This is a genomic window from Thalassolituus sp. UBA675, assembly GCF_002297765.1.
In the GTDB taxonomy this organism is placed as follows: domain Bacteria; phylum Pseudomonadota; class Gammaproteobacteria; order Pseudomonadales; family Oceanobacteraceae; genus Thalassolituus.
In genome coordinates this window covers 39,771-56,659 of sequence record NZ_DBNJ01000012.1, presented here as the reverse complement: position 1 = coordinate 56,659, position 16,889 = coordinate 39,771, and the positions used below count along the sequence as shown (strand labels likewise).

14 protein-coding genes are annotated in these 16,889 nt (G+C 51.9%); 5 read left to right on the top strand and 9 right to left on the bottom strand.

Going from position 1 to position 16,889, the window contains the following annotated elements:
* Positions 1-158 precede the first annotated feature (158 nt).
* Complete coding sequence (locus B3007_RS05960; RefSeq protein WP_301378053.1) at positions 159-2,039, top strand: DEAD/DEAH box helicase; 1,881 nt, start codon at positions 159-161, stop codon at positions 2,037-2,039.
* A gap of 152 nt (positions 2,040-2,191) precedes the next feature.
* Here B3007_RS05960 and B3007_RS05955 read toward each other — a convergent pair whose 3' ends face one another.
* The 9 genes from B3007_RS05955 to urtA form a co-directional block, all read right to left on the bottom strand.
* Positions 2,192-2,569, bottom strand: coding sequence for a zinc ribbon domain-containing protein (locus tag B3007_RS05955; protein ID WP_068435725.1), 378 nt, complete (start codon positions 2,567-2,569; stop codon positions 2,192-2,194).
* A gap of 15 nt (positions 2,570-2,584) precedes the next feature.
* Positions 2,585-3,814, bottom strand: coding sequence for a formamidase (gene fmdA, locus B3007_RS05950; RefSeq protein WP_076515082.1), 1,230 nt, complete (start codon positions 3,812-3,814; stop codon positions 2,585-2,587).
* A gap of 10 nt (positions 3,815-3,824) precedes the next feature.
* Entirely contained in the window at positions 3,825-4,895 is a 1,071-nt protein-coding gene (locus B3007_RS05945; protein WP_301378054.1) for an AAA family ATPase, read from the bottom strand.
* Positions 4,896-4,909: 14 nt separating this feature from the next.
* A complete protein-coding gene (locus tag B3007_RS05940) occupies positions 4,910-5,956 on the bottom strand; it encodes an aliphatic amidase (RefSeq protein ID WP_301378055.1) in 1,047 nt (348 codons plus the stop codon).
* Between the two features lie 12 nt (positions 5,957-5,968).
* On the bottom strand, positions 5,969-6,658 hold the full coding sequence (gene urtE, locus B3007_RS05935) for an urea ABC transporter ATP-binding subunit UrtE (protein ID WP_297534067.1): 690 nt from the start codon (positions 6,656-6,658) through the stop codon (positions 5,969-5,971).
* An 11-nt stretch (positions 6,659-6,669) separates the two neighbouring features.
* Positions 6,670-7,434: an urea ABC transporter ATP-binding protein UrtD gene (gene urtD / locus B3007_RS05930; protein WP_068436057.1), complete on the bottom strand. Its 765-nt coding sequence runs from the start codon at positions 7,432-7,434 to the stop codon at positions 6,670-6,672.
* Positions 7,427-8,626 carry an urea ABC transporter permease subunit UrtC gene (urtC, locus tag B3007_RS05925; protein ID WP_301378056.1) on the bottom strand — a complete coding sequence of 400 codons (1,200 nt, stop codon included), beginning with the start codon at positions 8,624-8,626 and terminating at the stop codon, positions 7,427-7,429. Before urtC ends, urtD begins: the two co-directional genes overlap by 8 nt.
* A 15-nt stretch (positions 8,627-8,641) precedes the next feature.
* Positions 8,642-9,568, bottom strand: a complete 927-nt coding sequence (gene urtB, locus B3007_RS05920) for an urea ABC transporter permease subunit UrtB (protein ID WP_297534069.1) — start codon at positions 9,566-9,568, stop codon at positions 8,642-8,644.
* Positions 9,569-9,672: 104 nt separating this feature from the next.
* On the bottom strand, positions 9,673-10,929 hold the full coding sequence (gene urtA / locus B3007_RS05915; RefSeq protein WP_301378057.1) for an urea ABC transporter substrate-binding protein: 1,257 nt from the start codon (positions 10,927-10,929) through the stop codon (positions 9,673-9,675).
* Positions 10,930-11,149: 220 nt separating this feature from the next.
* Here urtA and B3007_RS05910 point away from each other — a divergent pair, with 220 nt between their 5' ends.
* The 4 genes from B3007_RS05910 (at position 11,150) to B3007_RS05895 (ending at position 16,852) form a co-directional block, all read left to right on the top strand.
* On the top strand, positions 11,150-14,590 hold the full coding sequence (locus B3007_RS05910; protein WP_301378058.1) for a hybrid sensor histidine kinase/response regulator: 3,441 nt from the start codon (positions 11,150-11,152) through the stop codon (positions 14,588-14,590).
* Positions 14,587-15,519 carry a response regulator transcription factor gene (locus tag B3007_RS05905; protein WP_301378059.1) on the top strand — a complete coding sequence of 311 codons (933 nt, stop codon included), beginning with the start codon at positions 14,587-14,589 and terminating at the stop codon, positions 15,517-15,519. Before B3007_RS05910 ends, B3007_RS05905 begins: the two co-directional genes overlap by 4 nt.
* Positions 15,520-15,593: 74 nt before the next feature.
* On the top strand, positions 15,594-16,202 hold the full coding sequence (locus B3007_RS05900) for a glutathione S-transferase family protein (protein WP_068436074.1): 609 nt from the start codon (positions 15,594-15,596) through the stop codon (positions 16,200-16,202).
* Between the two features lie 68 nt (positions 16,203-16,270).
* Positions 16,271-16,852: an NADPH-dependent FMN reductase gene (locus tag B3007_RS05895; protein ID WP_301378060.1), complete on the top strand. Its 582-nt coding sequence runs from the start codon at positions 16,271-16,273 to the stop codon at positions 16,850-16,852.
* Positions 16,853-16,889: the final 37 nt, after the last annotated feature.

Sequence of the window (16,889 nt, the reverse complement as noted above, 5' to 3'; positions counted from 1 at the left end):
ACTCCGCCACCCTTTTAAATCAGATCGTCGGGCAACACCGTGTCAGCAGCACCCTGAGGGGTGTTCGGGGTCAACAGATGCCTCATTGAGCATTGCACGGACAGCAGAGAACTGACCGTCAACGGTAAGCCCCTAAGCGATTGTACACAGGTGAAAATATGACCGATTCGAACAGCACAGGCTTTGCGAGCCTGGGCCTGCCATTTCCTGTACTCCGTGTTCTTGAAGAGCTGGGTTACGAAACTCCTTCTGCCATTCAGGCAAACAGTATTCCGCCGTTGCTGGAAGGCAAAGACGTTCTGGGTATGGCCCAGACGGGTACCGGTAAAACCGCAGCATTCGCGCTGCCACTGCTGGTACGTACCAACCCAGACTTCCGCACACCGCAGGTGCTGGTACTGGCGCCAACCCGAGAGCTTGCTCAGCAGGTAGCGGAAGCCGCTAAAACCTACAGCAAGCACATGAGTGGCATCAATGTGACCGCAATCTATGGCGGTTCAGACTATGGTAGCCAGCTGCGTGATCTTAAGCGCGGACCACAGTGGGTGGTTGGTACGCCGGGTCGTGTTATGGATCACCTGCGTCGCGGCACGCTGAGTCTGGCTGACATCAAGGCCGTCGTGCTTGATGAAGCCGATGAAATGCTGCGCATGGGCTTTATTGACGACGTAAACTGGATTCTGGAGCAGGCACCGGCGAAACGCCAGGTCGCTCTGTTCTCGGCAACCATGCCAAAAGAAATCCAGCGTGTCGCTGAAACTCACCTGAACGAACCGGTACAGGTGAAGATTGAATCAAAGACAACCACCAATGACCGTATCCGTCAGCGTTACTGGTTTGTAGGTGGTGTACATAAGAACGACGCACTGCTGCGTATCGCCGAAACCGAAGACTTTGATGCCATGATGATTTTCGTGCGCACCAAGCAAGCAACGGAAGAAGTGGCTGACTTTATGGCCGCGAACGGCTTCCGTTGTGCGCCTCTGAACGGCGACATTCCGCAGCAGCAGCGTGAACGTGCTGTTGAAAAGCTGAAAGCAGGCAAGCTCGACATGATTGTGGCGACCGACGTTGCCGCTCGTGGTCTTGACGTTGAACGCATCAGCCACGTTATCAACTACGACATTCCACAGGATACAGAGTCGTACGTTCACCGTATTGGTCGTACTGGCCGTGCCGGTCGTGAAGGTGAAGCGATTGTATTTGTACGTGGTCGTGAAAAGCGCATGCTGCGTGATATTGAAAAAGCCACGCGTCAGCCGATTGAAGAAATGCCGTTGCCAAGCGCAGCCCAGGTGAATGCAAAGCGTCGCGAAGCTTTCCGAGCGCGTATTATTGATGCTCTCAACACTGAGAAAAATGCACTTTACCGCGAGATTATTGAGTCTGTACTGACCGAGCATCCGGTCGATGCACTCGACGTTGCTGCCGCTTGCGCCAGCCTGATTCAGGGTGACAAAGCGCTGTTTATTGATGAAAAAGCCGATCAGAAAATGCAGGAACGCAAAAAACGTGACCGCGATGATCGTGAACCTCGTCAGCAGCGTGAACCTCGCGACAGAGGTGATCGCGGTAGCCGTGGCCGTAAGGCGACACCAGACATTAATCCGCTGCCATTAAAAGGTCAGCCAAATGTCGATATGGTGCGTTATATGGTTAGTGTTGGCTACGATGACGGCCTGCGTCCGGGTAACCTCGTGGGTGCTGTGGCGAACGAAGCCGATCTCGAAAGCCGTTATATCGGTCATATCGAAATTCTGGAAAATTACTCTATCGTTGACCTGCCAGCGGGCATGCCACCAGAAACAATGAAAACACTGCGCAATGCGCGCGTGTGTGGCCGTGCATTGGAAATTAAAGAGTTTAAAGGCGAGGCGGGTATTCCTGAGCGTAAGCCGGGTGGTCCTAAGCGCCGTGACGGCGGCTTTAAAGGCAAAGGTTCTAAAGACCGTGATTTTAAAGGCAGCCGCGACTTTAAAGACAAGCCACGTAAGCCTCACCGTAAAGGCGGAAACGCGCCTGCACGTAAAGCCGACTGATAAATCTTTTATCGGTTAAATAAGGCGACAGGTTTACTTCGTCGCCTTATCAAAAAGCCCCGGGCAGATGCCCGGGGAAGTCTCAAAACACTGATCGTCTCAGAAACAGCCCCGAAAAAACTGCAAGGTGATTCGAGAGCTGTAATGAGCTGTCAGTGACTGATCATCCATGGCCGCATCGAGGGGAACATCTTGTTGCCTTCCGCGGTATACATCAGATTGCTCCGACGTTTTTTCGCGTTGCAACCACAGTTGCTACCATGCTTGTGGGCATGGCGCTCCTGCTTTTCCTTCTCGCGCGCATGGAATTCACCGGCGGTCATAACCTCGGGTGAGTGACTTGCTTTTTCGTTCGCTTCCATGGCTTCCCGCCGCTCTTTGATCATGCTGGCAATCTCTGGTGGCAACACAATCACCCGCGCAGACATAGTCTGGCATTGCGGGCAGAACGCGGGTTTATCGTGGTGCTCCATCGAAGCCAGTTCCTGGAATACACCGTGTTCAGGACATTTATAGTCATAGAGTGGCATAGTTAAATCCCCTTATTAAAGATCCGGCGCTTTTGGAATATCGATGCTGCCATCGAGGTGTTTCTTAGGCCCTTCGGAATTCGGCTGCACGTCAAACTCGAAGATATCGGTTGGTAACCAAAGCGTCGCACAGGAGTTCGGAATATCAACCACACCACTGATGTGGCCCTGTACCGGTGCACAACCAATGATGGCGTAACCCTGAGCTTCGCTATAACCGAACTGAGTTAAGTAGTTAATCGCGTTATGACAGGCCTGACGATAGGCAATGCTAGTATCCAGGTAATGCTGTTTACCGTCTTCATCAACAGAAATACCTTCAAAAATCAGATAATCGTCGTATTTCGGTACCATCTTACTTGGCTTAAAGATTGGATTTTTAACCTGATACTTCGCCATACCATCTTTGATGATATTAACGCGCATGTGAATCCAGCCCGCCATTTCAATCGCGCCACAGAAGGTGATTTCACCGTCACCCTGTGAGAAGTGAAGGTCACCAACAGACAGGCCCGCACCATCAACATAGACAGGGAAATAGACTTTAGAACCGCGTGTCAGGTCTTTAATATCACAGTTACCACCGTGCTCACGAGGAGGCACAGTACGCGCACCTTCGGCTGCTGCTTTCGCTTTTTCGTCCCCTGATAGGCGACCCATGTGAGCCGTTTCTGCATAAGGCAGTGTCGCCAGTTCGGGGACGCGTTCTGGATCGGTGTCGACTAAAGCTTTTTCACGGGTATTCCACATATCCAGCATTTTTTTGTCTGGCAGACAGCCGATCAGACCGGGGTGGAGAATACCGGCAAACTCAACGCCTGGAACGTGACGTGAGCTGGTCATCATGCCGTTGAAGTCCCAGATGGATTTCTGTGCTTCCGGGAAGCGATCGGTCAGGAAGCCACCGCCGTTCTTTTTCGAGAAGAAACCATTGAAGCCCCACTGGTTATCAGGGAAAGCACCGATGTCCAGAATATCAACTTCGAGAAGATCGCCTGGCTCTGCGCCTTCGACTTTAATCGGGCCGGATAAGAAGTGAACCTGGCTCAGGTCGACATCACGGACGTCGGAAGCGTCGTCGTTATTTTCAATCTGACCACCGGTCCAGTCATAACATTCAACAATGAAGTCATCACCGGGTTTTACGGTTGCTACCATCGGAATGTCCGGATGCCAGCGGTTGTGAACCTGGTCATTTTCATAAGCGGATTTACTGAGATCAATTTTAATGATGGTATCAGTCATGGTTTTCTCCTTAGGTAGCCTTGGGGCTTTTCGGGGTAAATTCCGGTTCGGAAGGGAATTCAGAGTGCGTTTCCGCAAGGGAAACCGGGAGCAGAGTGATCTGTCGTTCAGACAGAACGCCCTGCAGGTGTGTATTCATAGTGTCGTTGTGCGCAGTGAGGTGACGAGCCACCTCGGTAATAACCAGGTCGCGGAAACGACGTTCGATGGCGCGGGCACCGTACTTACGGAATCCGGATGTCATGACGATAAAATCACGAGCCGCCGGTTCAAGTTCAATACTGGTGTTGTGGCGTTTCAGTTGAGAATTCAGCGACTGCTCAAGGCCTTCAACCAGACTCGGCATATCCTCCGATGTCAGTGCAGAGAAGTACTCAACAATGCCAATGCGGTTGATAAATTCCGTATTAAAATGGCGCTCCAGTGCGCGTTTATAAAGACCACTGCGGTTAACTCCGGGAACGGAGTCCAGCCAGCGTAATGACTCAGCGAGGCGACTGCCGACATTACTCGTCATAAACACCAGCGTATTGGTAAAACTGATCGACTTCTGTCCCGACGCCAGCTTCAGGGTGCCGTTGTCGAGGATATTCATCAGACTCAGTACCACCGAGTGGTCTGCTTTTTCTATTTCATCGAACAGGACAATGCCCGGGCGCGAGCTTGTGCCACTGATCAGTTCTTCATTAAGTAAGCTGAGGTTTTCTTTGCTGCCCACATAGCCCGGAGGTGCCCCTGTAATAGCAGCACTGTAGTGGCTCTGTGCGAGAGTATTCATATCGATACGACAGAAAGCATCGCTGCGACCGTGAATCGCCTGCGCAACCTGTCGCACCATTTCGGTTTTACCAACGCCGGTCGCGCCGATAAATAAAGCTGAGAGAAGCGGGCGCCGACGGTCGTTAAGTCCGGCACTGATCACATTCAGTTGCGATTCAAGCCGATCAATCACGGCATCCTGACTACGGATACATGCTTTCAGGTGAGCTGATACTTCAGCCGGCTGAAAAGCGAACCGCGACAGAAGCGGTTGGCTCTGCGATTGTGTCTGTGAACGAATGCGATCAGTGACAAAGACCATCGGCAATCTGGCGATTACTCGCCAGCCTCCATTGAGCGCTCTTCAACGGGCAGAGTACCGACCGGGCAATCTGCTACGCCGACTGTTGTGCGCGTCATGGCTTCGACATCGGCCTGGGCTTTTTCAGCATCGGTTACCCAGGTGCGATAGAACTCGAATGGGCAATCGGCAATGCCTTTGTCACCATCGCCCGAGGCATGAACACCGCTGTATCCACGGTGCAGAAGTTTGAACAAATGATTCTGCGACTGATCGTTTTTACGGGCGTCGCGAATCTGTGACACAGATAATTGGGCGTACTGGACACCCATGTCTTCTTCGCCACATTCGCCGAGTGTACGGCCATCGAAGCCGATCAGAGCAGAGTGACCAAAGTAGGAATAGACACCGTCGAAGCCTGTTGCATTGGCGACAGCTACGTAGCAGTTGTTTGCCCATGCCATGGTTTTCGCCATCATGATCTGTTGTTCTTTGGCTGGGTACATGTAGCCCTGACAGCGAACAATCAGCTCTGCGCCTTTCATGGCACAGTCGCGCCAGATCTCCGGATAGTTACCGTCATCACAGATGATCAGACTGATTTTTAACCCTTTAGGACCTTCACTTACATAAGTACGGTCACCGGGATACCAGCCTTCAATCGGGCACCACGGAATGCACTTACGATATTTCTGAACAATTTCGCCTTCGTTATTGATCAGGACTAGCGTGTTATAAGGCGCTTTATTCGGGTGTTCTTCGTGCTGTTCACCTGTCAGTGAAAAGATGCCCCAGGTATCGGCCTCTTTGCAGGCAGCTGCGAAGATGTCCGTTTCATCACCCGGGATAGTGGCAGCAGTGGCATACATTTCCTCTTCGTCGTACATGATTCCCATGGTTGAATATTCCGGGAATACGACCAGATCCATACCGGGCAATCCGACTTTCATGCCCTTGATCATGTCGGCAATTTTGCGGGCGTTGTCGAGGACTTCAGCTTTACTGTGAAGACGTGGCATTTTGTAATTAACGACCGCAACACCAACGGTATCTGGGCTACTGGAAATATCACCGTGACGCATAATGTTCTCCGCTTAAACAGAAAGGTATTTTGAAATGGTTTCCTGGTCGGCTTCTTCGACCGGTACGTCCAGTACAATTTTTCCTTTTTCAATCACCAGAATCCGGTCAGCGACATCCAGTGCAAAACTGAGTACCTGCTCGGAAACCAGAATCGACAAGCCACGCTGTGTACGTATCTGTTTCAGCGTTTTGGCCATATCTTTAATGATGCTGGGCTGAATCCCCTCGGTAGGTTCATCCAGAATGAGGACATCCGGGTTACTTGCCAGTGCTCGTGCGATCGCAAGCTGTTGTTGCTGACCGCCCGACAGGTTGCCACCGCGGCGATGTTTCATTTCATCCAGCACCGGGAAGATGCTGTAGAGGTCAGATGGAATGTTGCGCTCACCGGTGCTGGTCAGTCCGGTTTCGATGTTTTCTTCTACCGTCATGGTCGAGAAAATCATCCGGCCCTGGGGCACGAAGGCCAGACCAGCACTGACACGCTCGTGACTCTTTAATGGCGACAGTTCTTTGTCCGCCAATTTAACCGTGCCTCCCTTGCTTGGAATCATGCCAATCAGGGATTTCATCAATGTGGTTTTGCCCATGCCATTGCGACCGAGAATGGCGATGATTTCGTTCTCTTTAAGGGTCAGGTTCATACCATCAATGATGGTGCTCTGGCCGTAGGCGACGGAGTAATCGTTTAATTGCAGCATGGTAGTTCCCCTTAATGGCCCAGGTAGACTTCGACGACTTTAGGGTCAGACTGCACCCGTTCCATTGAGCCTTCAGATAAAACCTTGCCCTGGTGAAGCACGGTCACCCGGTCGGCAATGTCGGCAACGAATTGCATATCGTGTTCAATCACAAGTACTGAGCGGTCTTTGGTAATTCGGTGCAGCAGGTCTGCTGTCTGTTTACGCTCAGAGACCGACATACCTGCAACCGGCTCGTCCAACATCAGGAGCTCAGGGTCCTGGATCAGCAGCATGCCAATTTCCAGCCACTGCTTCTGACCGTGAGAGAGCAGGTCAGCTGAGGTATCCAGTTTGTCGCCGAGAAAAATCATGTCGGCGATTTCTTTTACTTTGTCGACGACCTCTTTATCGCGACGGAAGAAGAGGGCACCCCAGACGTTGCGTCCACGCGGGAACGACAGCTCAAGATTTTCGAATACCGTCAGGTCTTCATAGATGGATGGGTTCTGGAATTTCCGACCCACACCGGCGTGAACAATCTGGTGCTCGTTCAGCTTGGTTAATTCTTTACCCTTAAATTTAATCGAACCTTCAGTGGCCTTGGTACGGCCACAGATGAGATCCAGTACCGTGGTCTTACCGGCCCCGTTAGGGCCGATAATGACGCGGATTTCTTGTTCTTCGACGTACAGCGATAAATCGTTCACTGCTTTAAAGCCATCGAAGGACACAGTCAGACCTTCTACGCTCAAGACAAAGTCTTTTGCTGGAATGGATTTCGTTGACTCAAGCATGTTTGCGTTCCTCTTCTGTCCGGGATTCGTCAGTCAGAGCCTCTTCAGGCGAATTTTCTTTGGCAGTGGGTTCCTGCGGACCAGGCGTGGCGGGTGAATCATCCTGAGACTTACCGGACATACGCAGCAGTATGGGTTCGATATAGCGCTGATAGATACCAGCAAGACCATTCGGGAAGGCCATTACAACGCCGATAAACAGAGCACCCATAGCGAACAGCCAGAGTTCGGGGAAGCTTTCCGAAAAGCTGGTCTTAGCCCAGTTAACGAGTAATGTGCCGTACACAGCGCCGAGAATAGAAAGACGACCACCCAGTGCGCAGAAGATCACCATTTCAATCGAAGGAACGATGCCAACGAAGGTAGGCGACATAAATCCGACCTGAAGCGTGAACATTGCGCCGCCGATCGCGGAGATTGCCGCAGCCAGGCAGAAGATAAAGATTTTGAATCCAGAGACGTCGTAGCCAGAGAAGCGAACGCGTTCTTCACTTTCACGCATCGCGACTAATAAGCGGCCGAGTTTGCTTTTAATCACAAAGGCGGCAACGAACAGGCAGATAAACAGTAGCAGCGCGTTGATGTAGTAGAGGATGTACTTCGCTTCGTCAGTACGGATATCCCAACCATGCAGTGTGCGCAGGTCGGTAATACCGTTTACGCCGCCGGTGTAACCTTGCTGACCGATAATCAGGATGGTCAGGATGGCCGCAACCGCCTGCGTGATAATGGCGAAGTACACACCACCGACACGACGCTTGAACATGGCAACAGCAATGATAAAAGCGAAGACAGCGGGCACAGCAATAACAGCGAACAGAGTAAAGCCAAAGCTGTGGAAGGGTTCCCAGAACCATGGCAGTTCGGTGAGCTGGTTCCAGTCCATAAAGTCCGGAATGCCGGGAGTCGACTGAATCGCTGTATTTTCAGGTGACGAGGCTTCCAGTTTCAGGAACATCGCCATGCAGTAACCGCCCAGGCCAAAGAATACCCCCTGACCGAGGCTGAGAATGCCACCGTAGCCCCAGCAAAGAACCAGACCGAGGGCAACGAAAGCGTAAGTGAGATATTTTCCCACCAGGTTAAGGCGGAAGATATCCATCGACAGCGGCAGGATCACCAACAGCAGAACTGCAAGAATGATCATGTGGCTGTACTGATTGCGGGCAATAAAATCGGCAAATTTATTCATCAATTAGACTCCTGCTCAGTGACGTACTTTGAGAGTGAACAGACCCTGAGGACGAAGCATCAGAATGCCGACCACAAACAGCAGGGTGAGTACTTTGGCCATTGAGCCGCTGAGGAAAAACTCCATCGTTGACTGGGCCTGAGAGATGGTGAAGGCCGAGGCGACGGTACCCAGAAGGCTGGATGCACCACCGAACACAACAACAAGGAAGGTATCAACGATATACAGCTGACCTGACGTCGGACCGGTAGAACCGATCATGGTGAACGCAGAACCTGCGATGCCTGCGATGCCGCAACCGAGTGCGAAGGTCAGACGGTCAACTTTCTCGGTATTAATACCAACAGCAGCAGCCATCGGACGATTCTGTACAACGGCGCGGGTTTGTTTACCCAGACGGGATTTCTGCATCATCAATGCAACACCGACGGTAATCACGATCGTCAGGCCCATCACAAACAGACCATTAACCGGCACTTCAACCATGTCGGTTACAGGGTACGAACCCATCAACCAGTCAGGCAGAGTGACGCCTACTTCACGCGCGCCAAATACGGTGCGGTAGAGTTGTTGCAGAATCAGGCTCAGGCCCCAGGTAGCAAGCAGAGTATCCAGAGGGCGGTGATACAGGTGGCGTATCATCGCCCACTCGACAAAGGCCCCGAGAGCGGCCGTGACAAAGAAGGCCACTATCATGGCCAGAAAGAAGTAACTGCCATAAATACTTGGCAGGTAGTCAGCAAACAGATTTGAAATTATGTAGGTAACGTAAGCACCGAGAATCATAAATTCGCCGTGTGCCATATTGATCACACCCATCTGGCCGAAAATAATCGCCAGACCGAGTGCCATCAGAACAAAAACAGAAAACAGGATAAGTCCGGCAAAACCTTGCATAGCAAAGATGGAGGTAAGCTCGGATGCAGAATATTCGGCAAACATGATGTTTCTCCCCGGTGGATCAGAATTCGGTAGCGGCTGGTGGTTACCGGCGCGCTACCGGAAGGGTGGGCTGAGAAAACTCAGCCCGGGTCATGCGTGGGGTTTTACTGGTAACCCTCAGGGAATGGATCAGGCTCGATCAGTTCATCACTTTCATAAACCACTTTGTACTGACCGTCAGGCTCGGCGAGACCGATGCGGGTTTTCGACCAAAGGTGATGGTTTTCGTGAACACGGACATAACCTTCTGGTGCGGTTGTCAGCTCGATACCAGGAGAGGCTTCACGGACTTTATCGATATCGAAAGAACCGGCTTTTTCGACCGCTGCTTTCCATAACCATGGGCCAAGGTAAGCTGCCTGAGTTACGTCACCGATCACGATGTCGTCACCCCAGCGTTCTTTAAATGCTTTTACGAAGGCCTGGTTGTTTTCGTTAGGCAGAGACTGGAAGTACTTCATTGAAGCGTAAATACCTTCAATGTTCTCACCACCAATACCCAGGATTTCATCCTCGGTCACCGAGATGGTAAGGAACAATGGCTTCTCTTTGCCCATGTCGATACCGGCCGCTTTCAGCTGCTTGTAGAAAGCAACGTTAGAACCGCCCACCACTGAGATGAATACAACGTCAGGTTTTTTCAGCTTGATTTTGTTGATCACAGAGTTGAACTGAGTGTGACCCAGTGGGTAGTACTCTTCGCCCACAACTTTAGAGCCGAGTACGTTTTCGATGTGCTTACGTGCAATTTTGTTTGAGGTACGTGGCCAGATGTAGTCAGAGCCGAGCAGGTAGAATTTCTTCGCACCTTTTTCGCGGGCTGCCCAGTCCAGACCTTCAAGAATCTGCTGAGTCGCTTCCTGACCGGTGTAGATCACGTTAGGTGACTGCTCCAGACCTTCGTAGAAAGTCGGGTAGTAGAGCATACCGTTATACTGCTCAAAGACTGGCAGAGCGGCTTTACGTGACGCTGAAGTCCAGCAACCGAAGACGGCCGCGACTTTATCCTGAACCAGGAGCTTCTTGGATTTCTCAGCGAAGGTCGGCCAGTCACTGGCGCCGTCTTCCTGAATGTATTCGATCTTACGACCCAGTACACCGCCCATGGCGTTGATCTGCTCAATGGCAAGCTTCTCAGCCTGTACTGAACCTGTTTCACTGATCGCCATGGTGCCAGTAACAGAGTGTAGAATACCGACTTTAACGGTATCGTCCGTTACTGCCAGCCCAGTGCTGTTCACTTCGTCCGCCAGCGCTGGAACACTTGTATGTGCAAGCATCAGAGCGGCAGGTATTGCGAGTAAATTTTTCAGAAAACCGCGCCGTGCAAGCGCTGTGTTTTCAAAGGTTGGTAGTCGCATAGTCAGGCCTCACTTAGGTAGTTTGTGGTTGCTGTGACCTTTTCAGATTGCCTGTAGCGACGGTTTTGGAACATTCGTTGAACGCTCCACCGGGGTACGTCATTTGACGCATACGAGTTGGCACGGGATATGATTAATATAAGTCGCCAGGATGCGATAACAGATTTTATGAACGCGAAAGCAGATTCATGGATACGACAGCAGATTTCCTGGAGACCGGATGGCAAACCCACAACTACTGACTACCCGCCGTAACTACAATCGCTGGGTTGCCAACCAGACCCTCGAAGACTTTGCGCTTCGGTTTACCGGTAAGAACGCCCGCCGCTGGTCGTCGGCACGGGTATCCAACACCGCACTGGGAGCGATTTCCTTTCTGGCGCTGGAAGCCATCGGGGCTGCGATCACTCTGGTCTATGGCGTCCATGCGGCGCTTCTGGCGACCATGGTGGTGTCGGCCATTATCTTCCTGACGGCAATTCCCATCAGTTATTACGCGGCCCGCTATGGGGTCGATATTGATCTGCTCAGCCGGGGAGCCGGATTCGGCTATATCGGCTCGACGGTGACTTCGCTGATCTACGCATCTTTCACCTTTATCTTTATGGCGCTCGAAGCTGCCATCATGGCGTCGGCCATGGATATCCTCTTTTCGGTGCCCTTGTGGCTTGGCTACCTGATCAGTGCCTTGATCGTGATTCCGCTGGTAACTCACGGTATTACCCTGATTTCACGGTTTCAGCTATGGACTCAACCCCTCTGGTTTCTGCTTCAGCTGGCGCCGTTCGTGTTCATTCTTTGGCAGGAAACTCAGGCCATCAGCGACTGGATCAACTTTGAATCGCCGGTTGCACCGTCAGAGGGCAACGGCGTCAGTCTGATCTATTTTGGTGCCGCATCTGCCGTCATCTTTTCGTTGATTGCTCAAATCGGAGAGCAGGTCGACTTCCTGCGCTTTTTGCCGGAGCCGAAACCGGATCAGCGACTACGCTGGTGGACTGCATTGATTATCGGCGGGCCGGGATGGATTCTGATGGGCGCCATTAAAATCATGGCCGGATCATTTCTGGTTGTGCTGGCACTCAGTCACGGGCTGGGTTACGACGAGGCGGGTGACCCGACCCACATGTACGCTGTTGCGTTCAGCTACCTGACCGAATCACCACTGGCGGTGATGGCACTGACGGGGATTTTTGTAGTGCTCTGTCAGGTGAAGATTAATGTCACTAACGCCTACGCGGGCTCAATCGCCTGGTCGAATTTCTTTTCGCGTCTGACTCACAGTCACCCAGGTCGTGTGGTCTGGTTATACTTCAACGTTATGATCGCCATTCTGGTAATGGCACTGGGTGTGTACGAATCACTCGAACATATTCTGGGTATTTATTCGAATGTCGCTGTGGCTTGGGTCGGTGCGCTCGTTGCTGACCTGGTGATTAATAAACCTCTCGGCCTCAGCCCTAAACATATTGAGTTTAAGAGGGCGTATCTCTACGACATTAATCCTGTGGGCTTTGGCGCTATGGTGCTCGCATCTCTGTGCGGCATTTTGTCATTTACCGGTATCTGGGGTGAGACGGCACAGGCGCTGTCTTCGTTTATTTCTTTATTTACTGCGTTCTTTCTGGCACCTGTTATCGCTCTGATCACCGGCGGTAAATACTATCTTGCGCGTGAGATTATTCCGCTGTCACCAGCCACTGAGCAGTTAACCTGCAGCGTCTGCGAGAACGAATTCGACCGCGAAGATATCGCCGTGTGCCCGGCTTACAACGGGCACATCTGCTCGTTATGCTGCACGCTGGAATCACGCTGCCACGACCAGTGCAAAGAAAACGCACGCTTCAGCGATCAGATTGCCGCGACGCTGACGACCCTACTTCCCGACCGCTTAGTACATCGTCTTAACCCTCGTATTCTGCAGTTTTCGGGTTTATTGACCATTATCGGTGGCATCGTTGGGCTCCTGTTCTGGTTGGTGTACATGCAGGCACCTTCTGATAACAGCATGCAGGCTTTGCTTGGCAGTAGTCTGTTGCAGGTTTACGTATTGTTGATGATTATCGTCGGTGTTCTGATCTGGTTATTTGTACTCGCTAACGAGAGTCGCGAGTTAGCGCTAGATGAAGCCACAAAACAGACGGATCTGTTATCGCAGGAAATTGCTGCGCATGAAGAGACAGACCGTGCTTTGCAGCAGGCGAAAGAATTAGCAGAGGCTGCTAACCTGGCAAAAAGTCGCTATCTCGGTGGTATCAGTCACGAGTTAAGAAGCCCACTGAATTCTGTGCTGGGTTACGCTCAGTTACTCGAAAAAAGTGACGGCCTCAGTGATAAACAGCAACGTCAGATAAGTCTGATCCGCAGTAGTGGCGAATATCTTGCTGACCTGATTGAAGGCTTGCTCGACCTGTCGCGCATCGAAGCCGGGCGGCTTGAGATTCGTCGTGATGAAGTCAACCTCAAGCGCTTATTGAATGATCTCGCCGAAATGTTCCGTCTGCAGTCGGTCGCCAAGGGCATTACGTTTACGTACGAGGCGCCGGCGTATTTACCGGATATGGTACGTACCGACGAAAAACATCTGCGCCAGATTCTCACTAACCTTTTATCGAATGCCGTGAAATATACGGAGACCGGCGGTGTTTCGCTGAGCGTAAAATACCGTAGCCAGGTTGCTGAATTTACGGTAAAAGACACCGGGCCGGGGATCAGCGCAGAAGAGCACAAAAAGATATTCCAACCGTTTGAACGTATTCGCAAACCTGGCCATCCGCAGCAGCCGGGCACCGGTCTTGGCCTGACGATCAGTCAATTACTTGCCGATATTATGGGCGGTGAAATCACACTGAAAAGCGCACCGGGTTCCGGCAGTACGTTCCGCTTAACCATGATGCTATCCAGCATTGAACGAAAAGTTCACCTTGCTGATAAACCCGCAGCGCCGGCACAGAAAATCATTGGTTATGAAGGCGATAAACGAGTCGTACTCACTGTGGATGATGAACCATCACATCGTGGGCTGATCAGTGAGACCTTATCGCCCCTCGGGTTTACCGTGCTCGAAGCCTCCGGTGCCGATGAATGCGAGGCTGTGCTTGGTGAGGCCAGAGTCGATCTTCTGCTACTGGATATTTCGATGCCGGGCCGCAACGGCTGGACCCTGTTGCAGAAGCTACGTAACGATGGATTTTCGGCGCCTGTGATTATGGTATCTGCTGATGCGGAAGACCGGATTTCTGCTGAAGGAAACGGGGCATTTTCTGAACCGGGCCGACGTTTGAATGATGACTATCTGATCAAACCGATGAAGGATCAGGTATTACTCGATAAAATTGCGCGACAGCTGGATCTCAGTTGGATTTATGAAGGCAGCCCTGAGGACGTCCCGAAGCAGGCAAGGGTCGCTCCTCTCACTGATGCGAGGCTACGCGAATTTATGTCGTTTTCTCAGCTCGGCTATATCGCCGGGCTGGAGGCATTGATCGAGGCTTGCGAGCAGGAAGAGTTGGACCCTGATTTCGTCAGAGAGCTTAAGCGCTGTATTACCTCGTTCCGCTTTGCTGACGTCCACGCCATGTGCGCCGCGCGCCTGGATGCTCAATCTCCGAAGTCACAAGATAATACTGATGAGCACAGTATTGGGAGTGAAAAACCATGAGTCCTGAAGCAGGCTCGGCTAAACCCGGTGCTACAACTGCTGGCACTATTCTGATCGTCGACGATACACCGGAATCCCTGGCCTTTATGAATGAGGCATTGGCTGGGGCAGGGTATACCGTTTTAGTCGCTATGGACGGTGAGCAGGCATTGAATATCGCCCGGTTGATGACGCCCGATCTGATTCTGATGGATGGCGTAATGCCTCGTATGGATGGCTTTGAAACCTGTCGTGCTCTCAAGGCATCACCTGACAGCGAAGATGTCCCGGTCATTTTTCTCACCGGGCTGAGCGATAGCAGTGATGTATTAAAAGGGCTTGAGGCTGGCGGCGTCGACTACCTGACCAAGCCGGTCAACCTCGATGAAATGCTGGCACGTGTGCAGGTGCACCTGTCTACGGCAATGAAAACCAAGAGCGCCCGTCGTGCCCTTGAAGAAATGGGACAGCCGGCGTTTGCCTGTGATGTCAACGGAACCTTGCTCTGGGCAACGCGAGTCGCCGAAGAACTGCTGGGAAGCACAGGGGTTGAACTGGCAAGCTGGCAACCGGTATTAAGCCAGGATTTACCTGCATGGTTGACCCGCTCGCCAGAGAGAAATGCCATGCTGCGATTAACGTCCGATCAGGCCGAAGTCAGTGTCCGATATCTGGGTCGCCCGTTACCGGGAGAGTACCTGATGCGCTTCGTATTGAATGAAGAGGTTGCTGCGCGTAAGGCCTTGCAGGCAGCGTTTGATCTTACCGATCGTGAGACGCAGGTGCTGTTCTGGCTCAGTCGGGGCAAAACCAATCAGGAAATTGCGCAAATACTGGAGATGAGCCCCAGAACGGTGAATAAGCATCTTGAGCCTGTATTCCGTAAGTTGGGTGTTGAGAATCGCACGGCAGCGGTGGCCACCGCATTAGCTATCTCTGGGCAACAATAAGTTATCAACCTTGACCGCACCTTAGCCTCTGGTTAGCTTGAGACGTTACTTACTCAGGCAGAGGCCATTGCTCTATGAAACTTTATGATAACCCGCACGCCCCGAACCCGCGTCGTGTACGTATGGTATTAGCTGAAAAAGGCATTACCTATGACCGTGAAGAACTAGATCTCGGCGCTGGTGACAACCTTAAAGTGGAGTTCTGTGCGAAGAACCCATTCGCTAAAGTGCCGGTTCTGGAGCTGGACGACGGCTTGTGCCTGTCAGAAACGCCGGCTATTTGTCGTTACCTTGATGAAGTTTCCGATGAAGGCAGCCTCTTTGGGACCACACCAAAAGAGCGTGCCATCATTCATATGTGGGAGCACCGGATGGAATCTATGGTTCTCTATCCTGCACTGTTTGCCTTCCAGCACATTACGGGCTTCTTTAAGGATCGTATGACGCCAGTCGAAGACTTCGGCAAAGAGAGCGCTAAAAACTTCATGAAGTCTTTGCCTGTTCTGGATGCTCAGCTTGCTAATAACGAGTGGATAGCAGGCAGCCAGTTTTCTATTGCCGACATCACTGCGATTTGTGCCATCGACTTTGCACGCATTGTTAAAGTCCGGGTCGGCGACGAGTACCCCAATATCCAGCGTTGGTACGCGGCAATGAAAGAGCGTCCGTCATACGCGGCTTAAGAGAACTTTTCCGCTCTTTTGGACACGGAAATAGAAGCAACTTTACGGATTAGTTATAAGGGGTAATTATGGCGAATTACGCAATTATCAGCGCCAGCCATCGTGATGGCGCACAAAGCCTGCGTCTGGCACAAGAACTGAACACGCGCTTCTTCGACGGCGGCGCTGACGTGATTGATCTCTTCAAAGCGGACCTTCCATTGTGGAATGGCGAGCGCGAAGCGAATGAGCAGGTCAAAGAAGTACAGAATAAAATTACGCAGGCTGATGGGTTGGTGTTTGTGGTGCCTGAGTGGCACGGCATGGCGCCTGCCGGGTTGAAGAACCTGTTTCTCTGGTGCAGCCATCCGCAGTTTGCGCATAAACCTGCTTTGCTGGTTGCCGTGTCTGGGTCGGTCGGTGGCGCCTTTGTTGTCGCTGAGCTTCGCGGTAGCGGCTACAAAAACTCGCGTTTACTCTGGTTACCAGAGCATCTGATTCTTCGTGATGCCTCTGAACTCTGGCAGGGTAAGGGCCGTGAATCAGATGAGTACCTTGAGAAGCGTGCCCGCTATGCGGTTGAGCAACTCAAGACCTACACTGACGCGCTTGCGCCTCAACGCGAAGCACTCACTGCGGGCCTGGAAGATTTTCCAAACGGCATGTCTTAAGCTTTTTGCCCTGTATTGAGCCCTCAATGCTGAAAGG

Bases quoted from the DNA above. Each gene is read 5' to 3' on its own strand.
- B3007_RS05960 (WP_301378053.1), top strand. From the start codon at position 159: ATGACCGATTCGAACAGCACAGGCTTTGCGAGCCTGGGCCTGCCATTT.
- B3007_RS05955 (WP_068435725.1), bottom strand. From the start codon at position 2,569: ATGCCACTCTATGACTATAAATGTCCTGAACACGGTGTATTCCAGGAA.
- fmdA (WP_076515082.1), bottom strand. From the start codon at position 3,814: ATGACTGATACCATCATTAAAATTGATCTCAGTAAATCCGCTTATGAA.
- B3007_RS05945 (WP_301378054.1), bottom strand. From the start codon at position 4,895: ATGGTCTTTGTCACTGATCGCATTCGTTCACAGACACAATCGCAGAGC.
- B3007_RS05940 (WP_301378055.1), bottom strand. From the start codon at position 5,956: ATGCGTCACGGTGATATTTCCAGTAGCCCAGATACCGTTGGTGTTGCG.
- urtE (WP_297534067.1), bottom strand. From the start codon at position 6,658: ATGCTGCAATTAAACGATTACTCCGTCGCCTACGGCCAGAGCACCATC.
- urtD (WP_068436057.1), bottom strand. From the start codon at position 7,434: ATGCTTGAGTCAACGAAATCCATTCCAGCAAAAGACTTTGTCTTGAGC.
- urtC (WP_301378056.1), bottom strand. From the start codon at position 8,626: ATGAATAAATTTGCCGATTTTATTGCCCGCAATCAGTACAGCCACATG.
- urtB (WP_297534069.1), bottom strand. From the start codon at position 9,568: ATGTTTGCCGAATATTCTGCATCCGAGCTTACCTCCATCTTTGCTATG.
- urtA (WP_301378057.1), bottom strand. From the start codon at position 10,929: ATGCGACTACCAACCTTTGAAAACACAGCGCTTGCACGGCGCGGTTTT.
- B3007_RS05910 (WP_301378058.1), top strand. From the start codon at position 11,150: ATGGCAAACCCACAACTACTGACTACCCGCCGTAACTACAATCGCTGG.
- B3007_RS05905 (WP_301378059.1), top strand. From the start codon at position 14,587: ATGAGTCCTGAAGCAGGCTCGGCTAAACCCGGTGCTACAACTGCTGGC.
- B3007_RS05900 (WP_068436074.1), top strand. From the start codon at position 15,594: ATGAAACTTTATGATAACCCGCACGCCCCGAACCCGCGTCGTGTACGT.
- B3007_RS05895 (WP_301378060.1), top strand. From the start codon at position 16,271: ATGGCGAATTACGCAATTATCAGCGCCAGCCATCGTGATGGCGCACAA.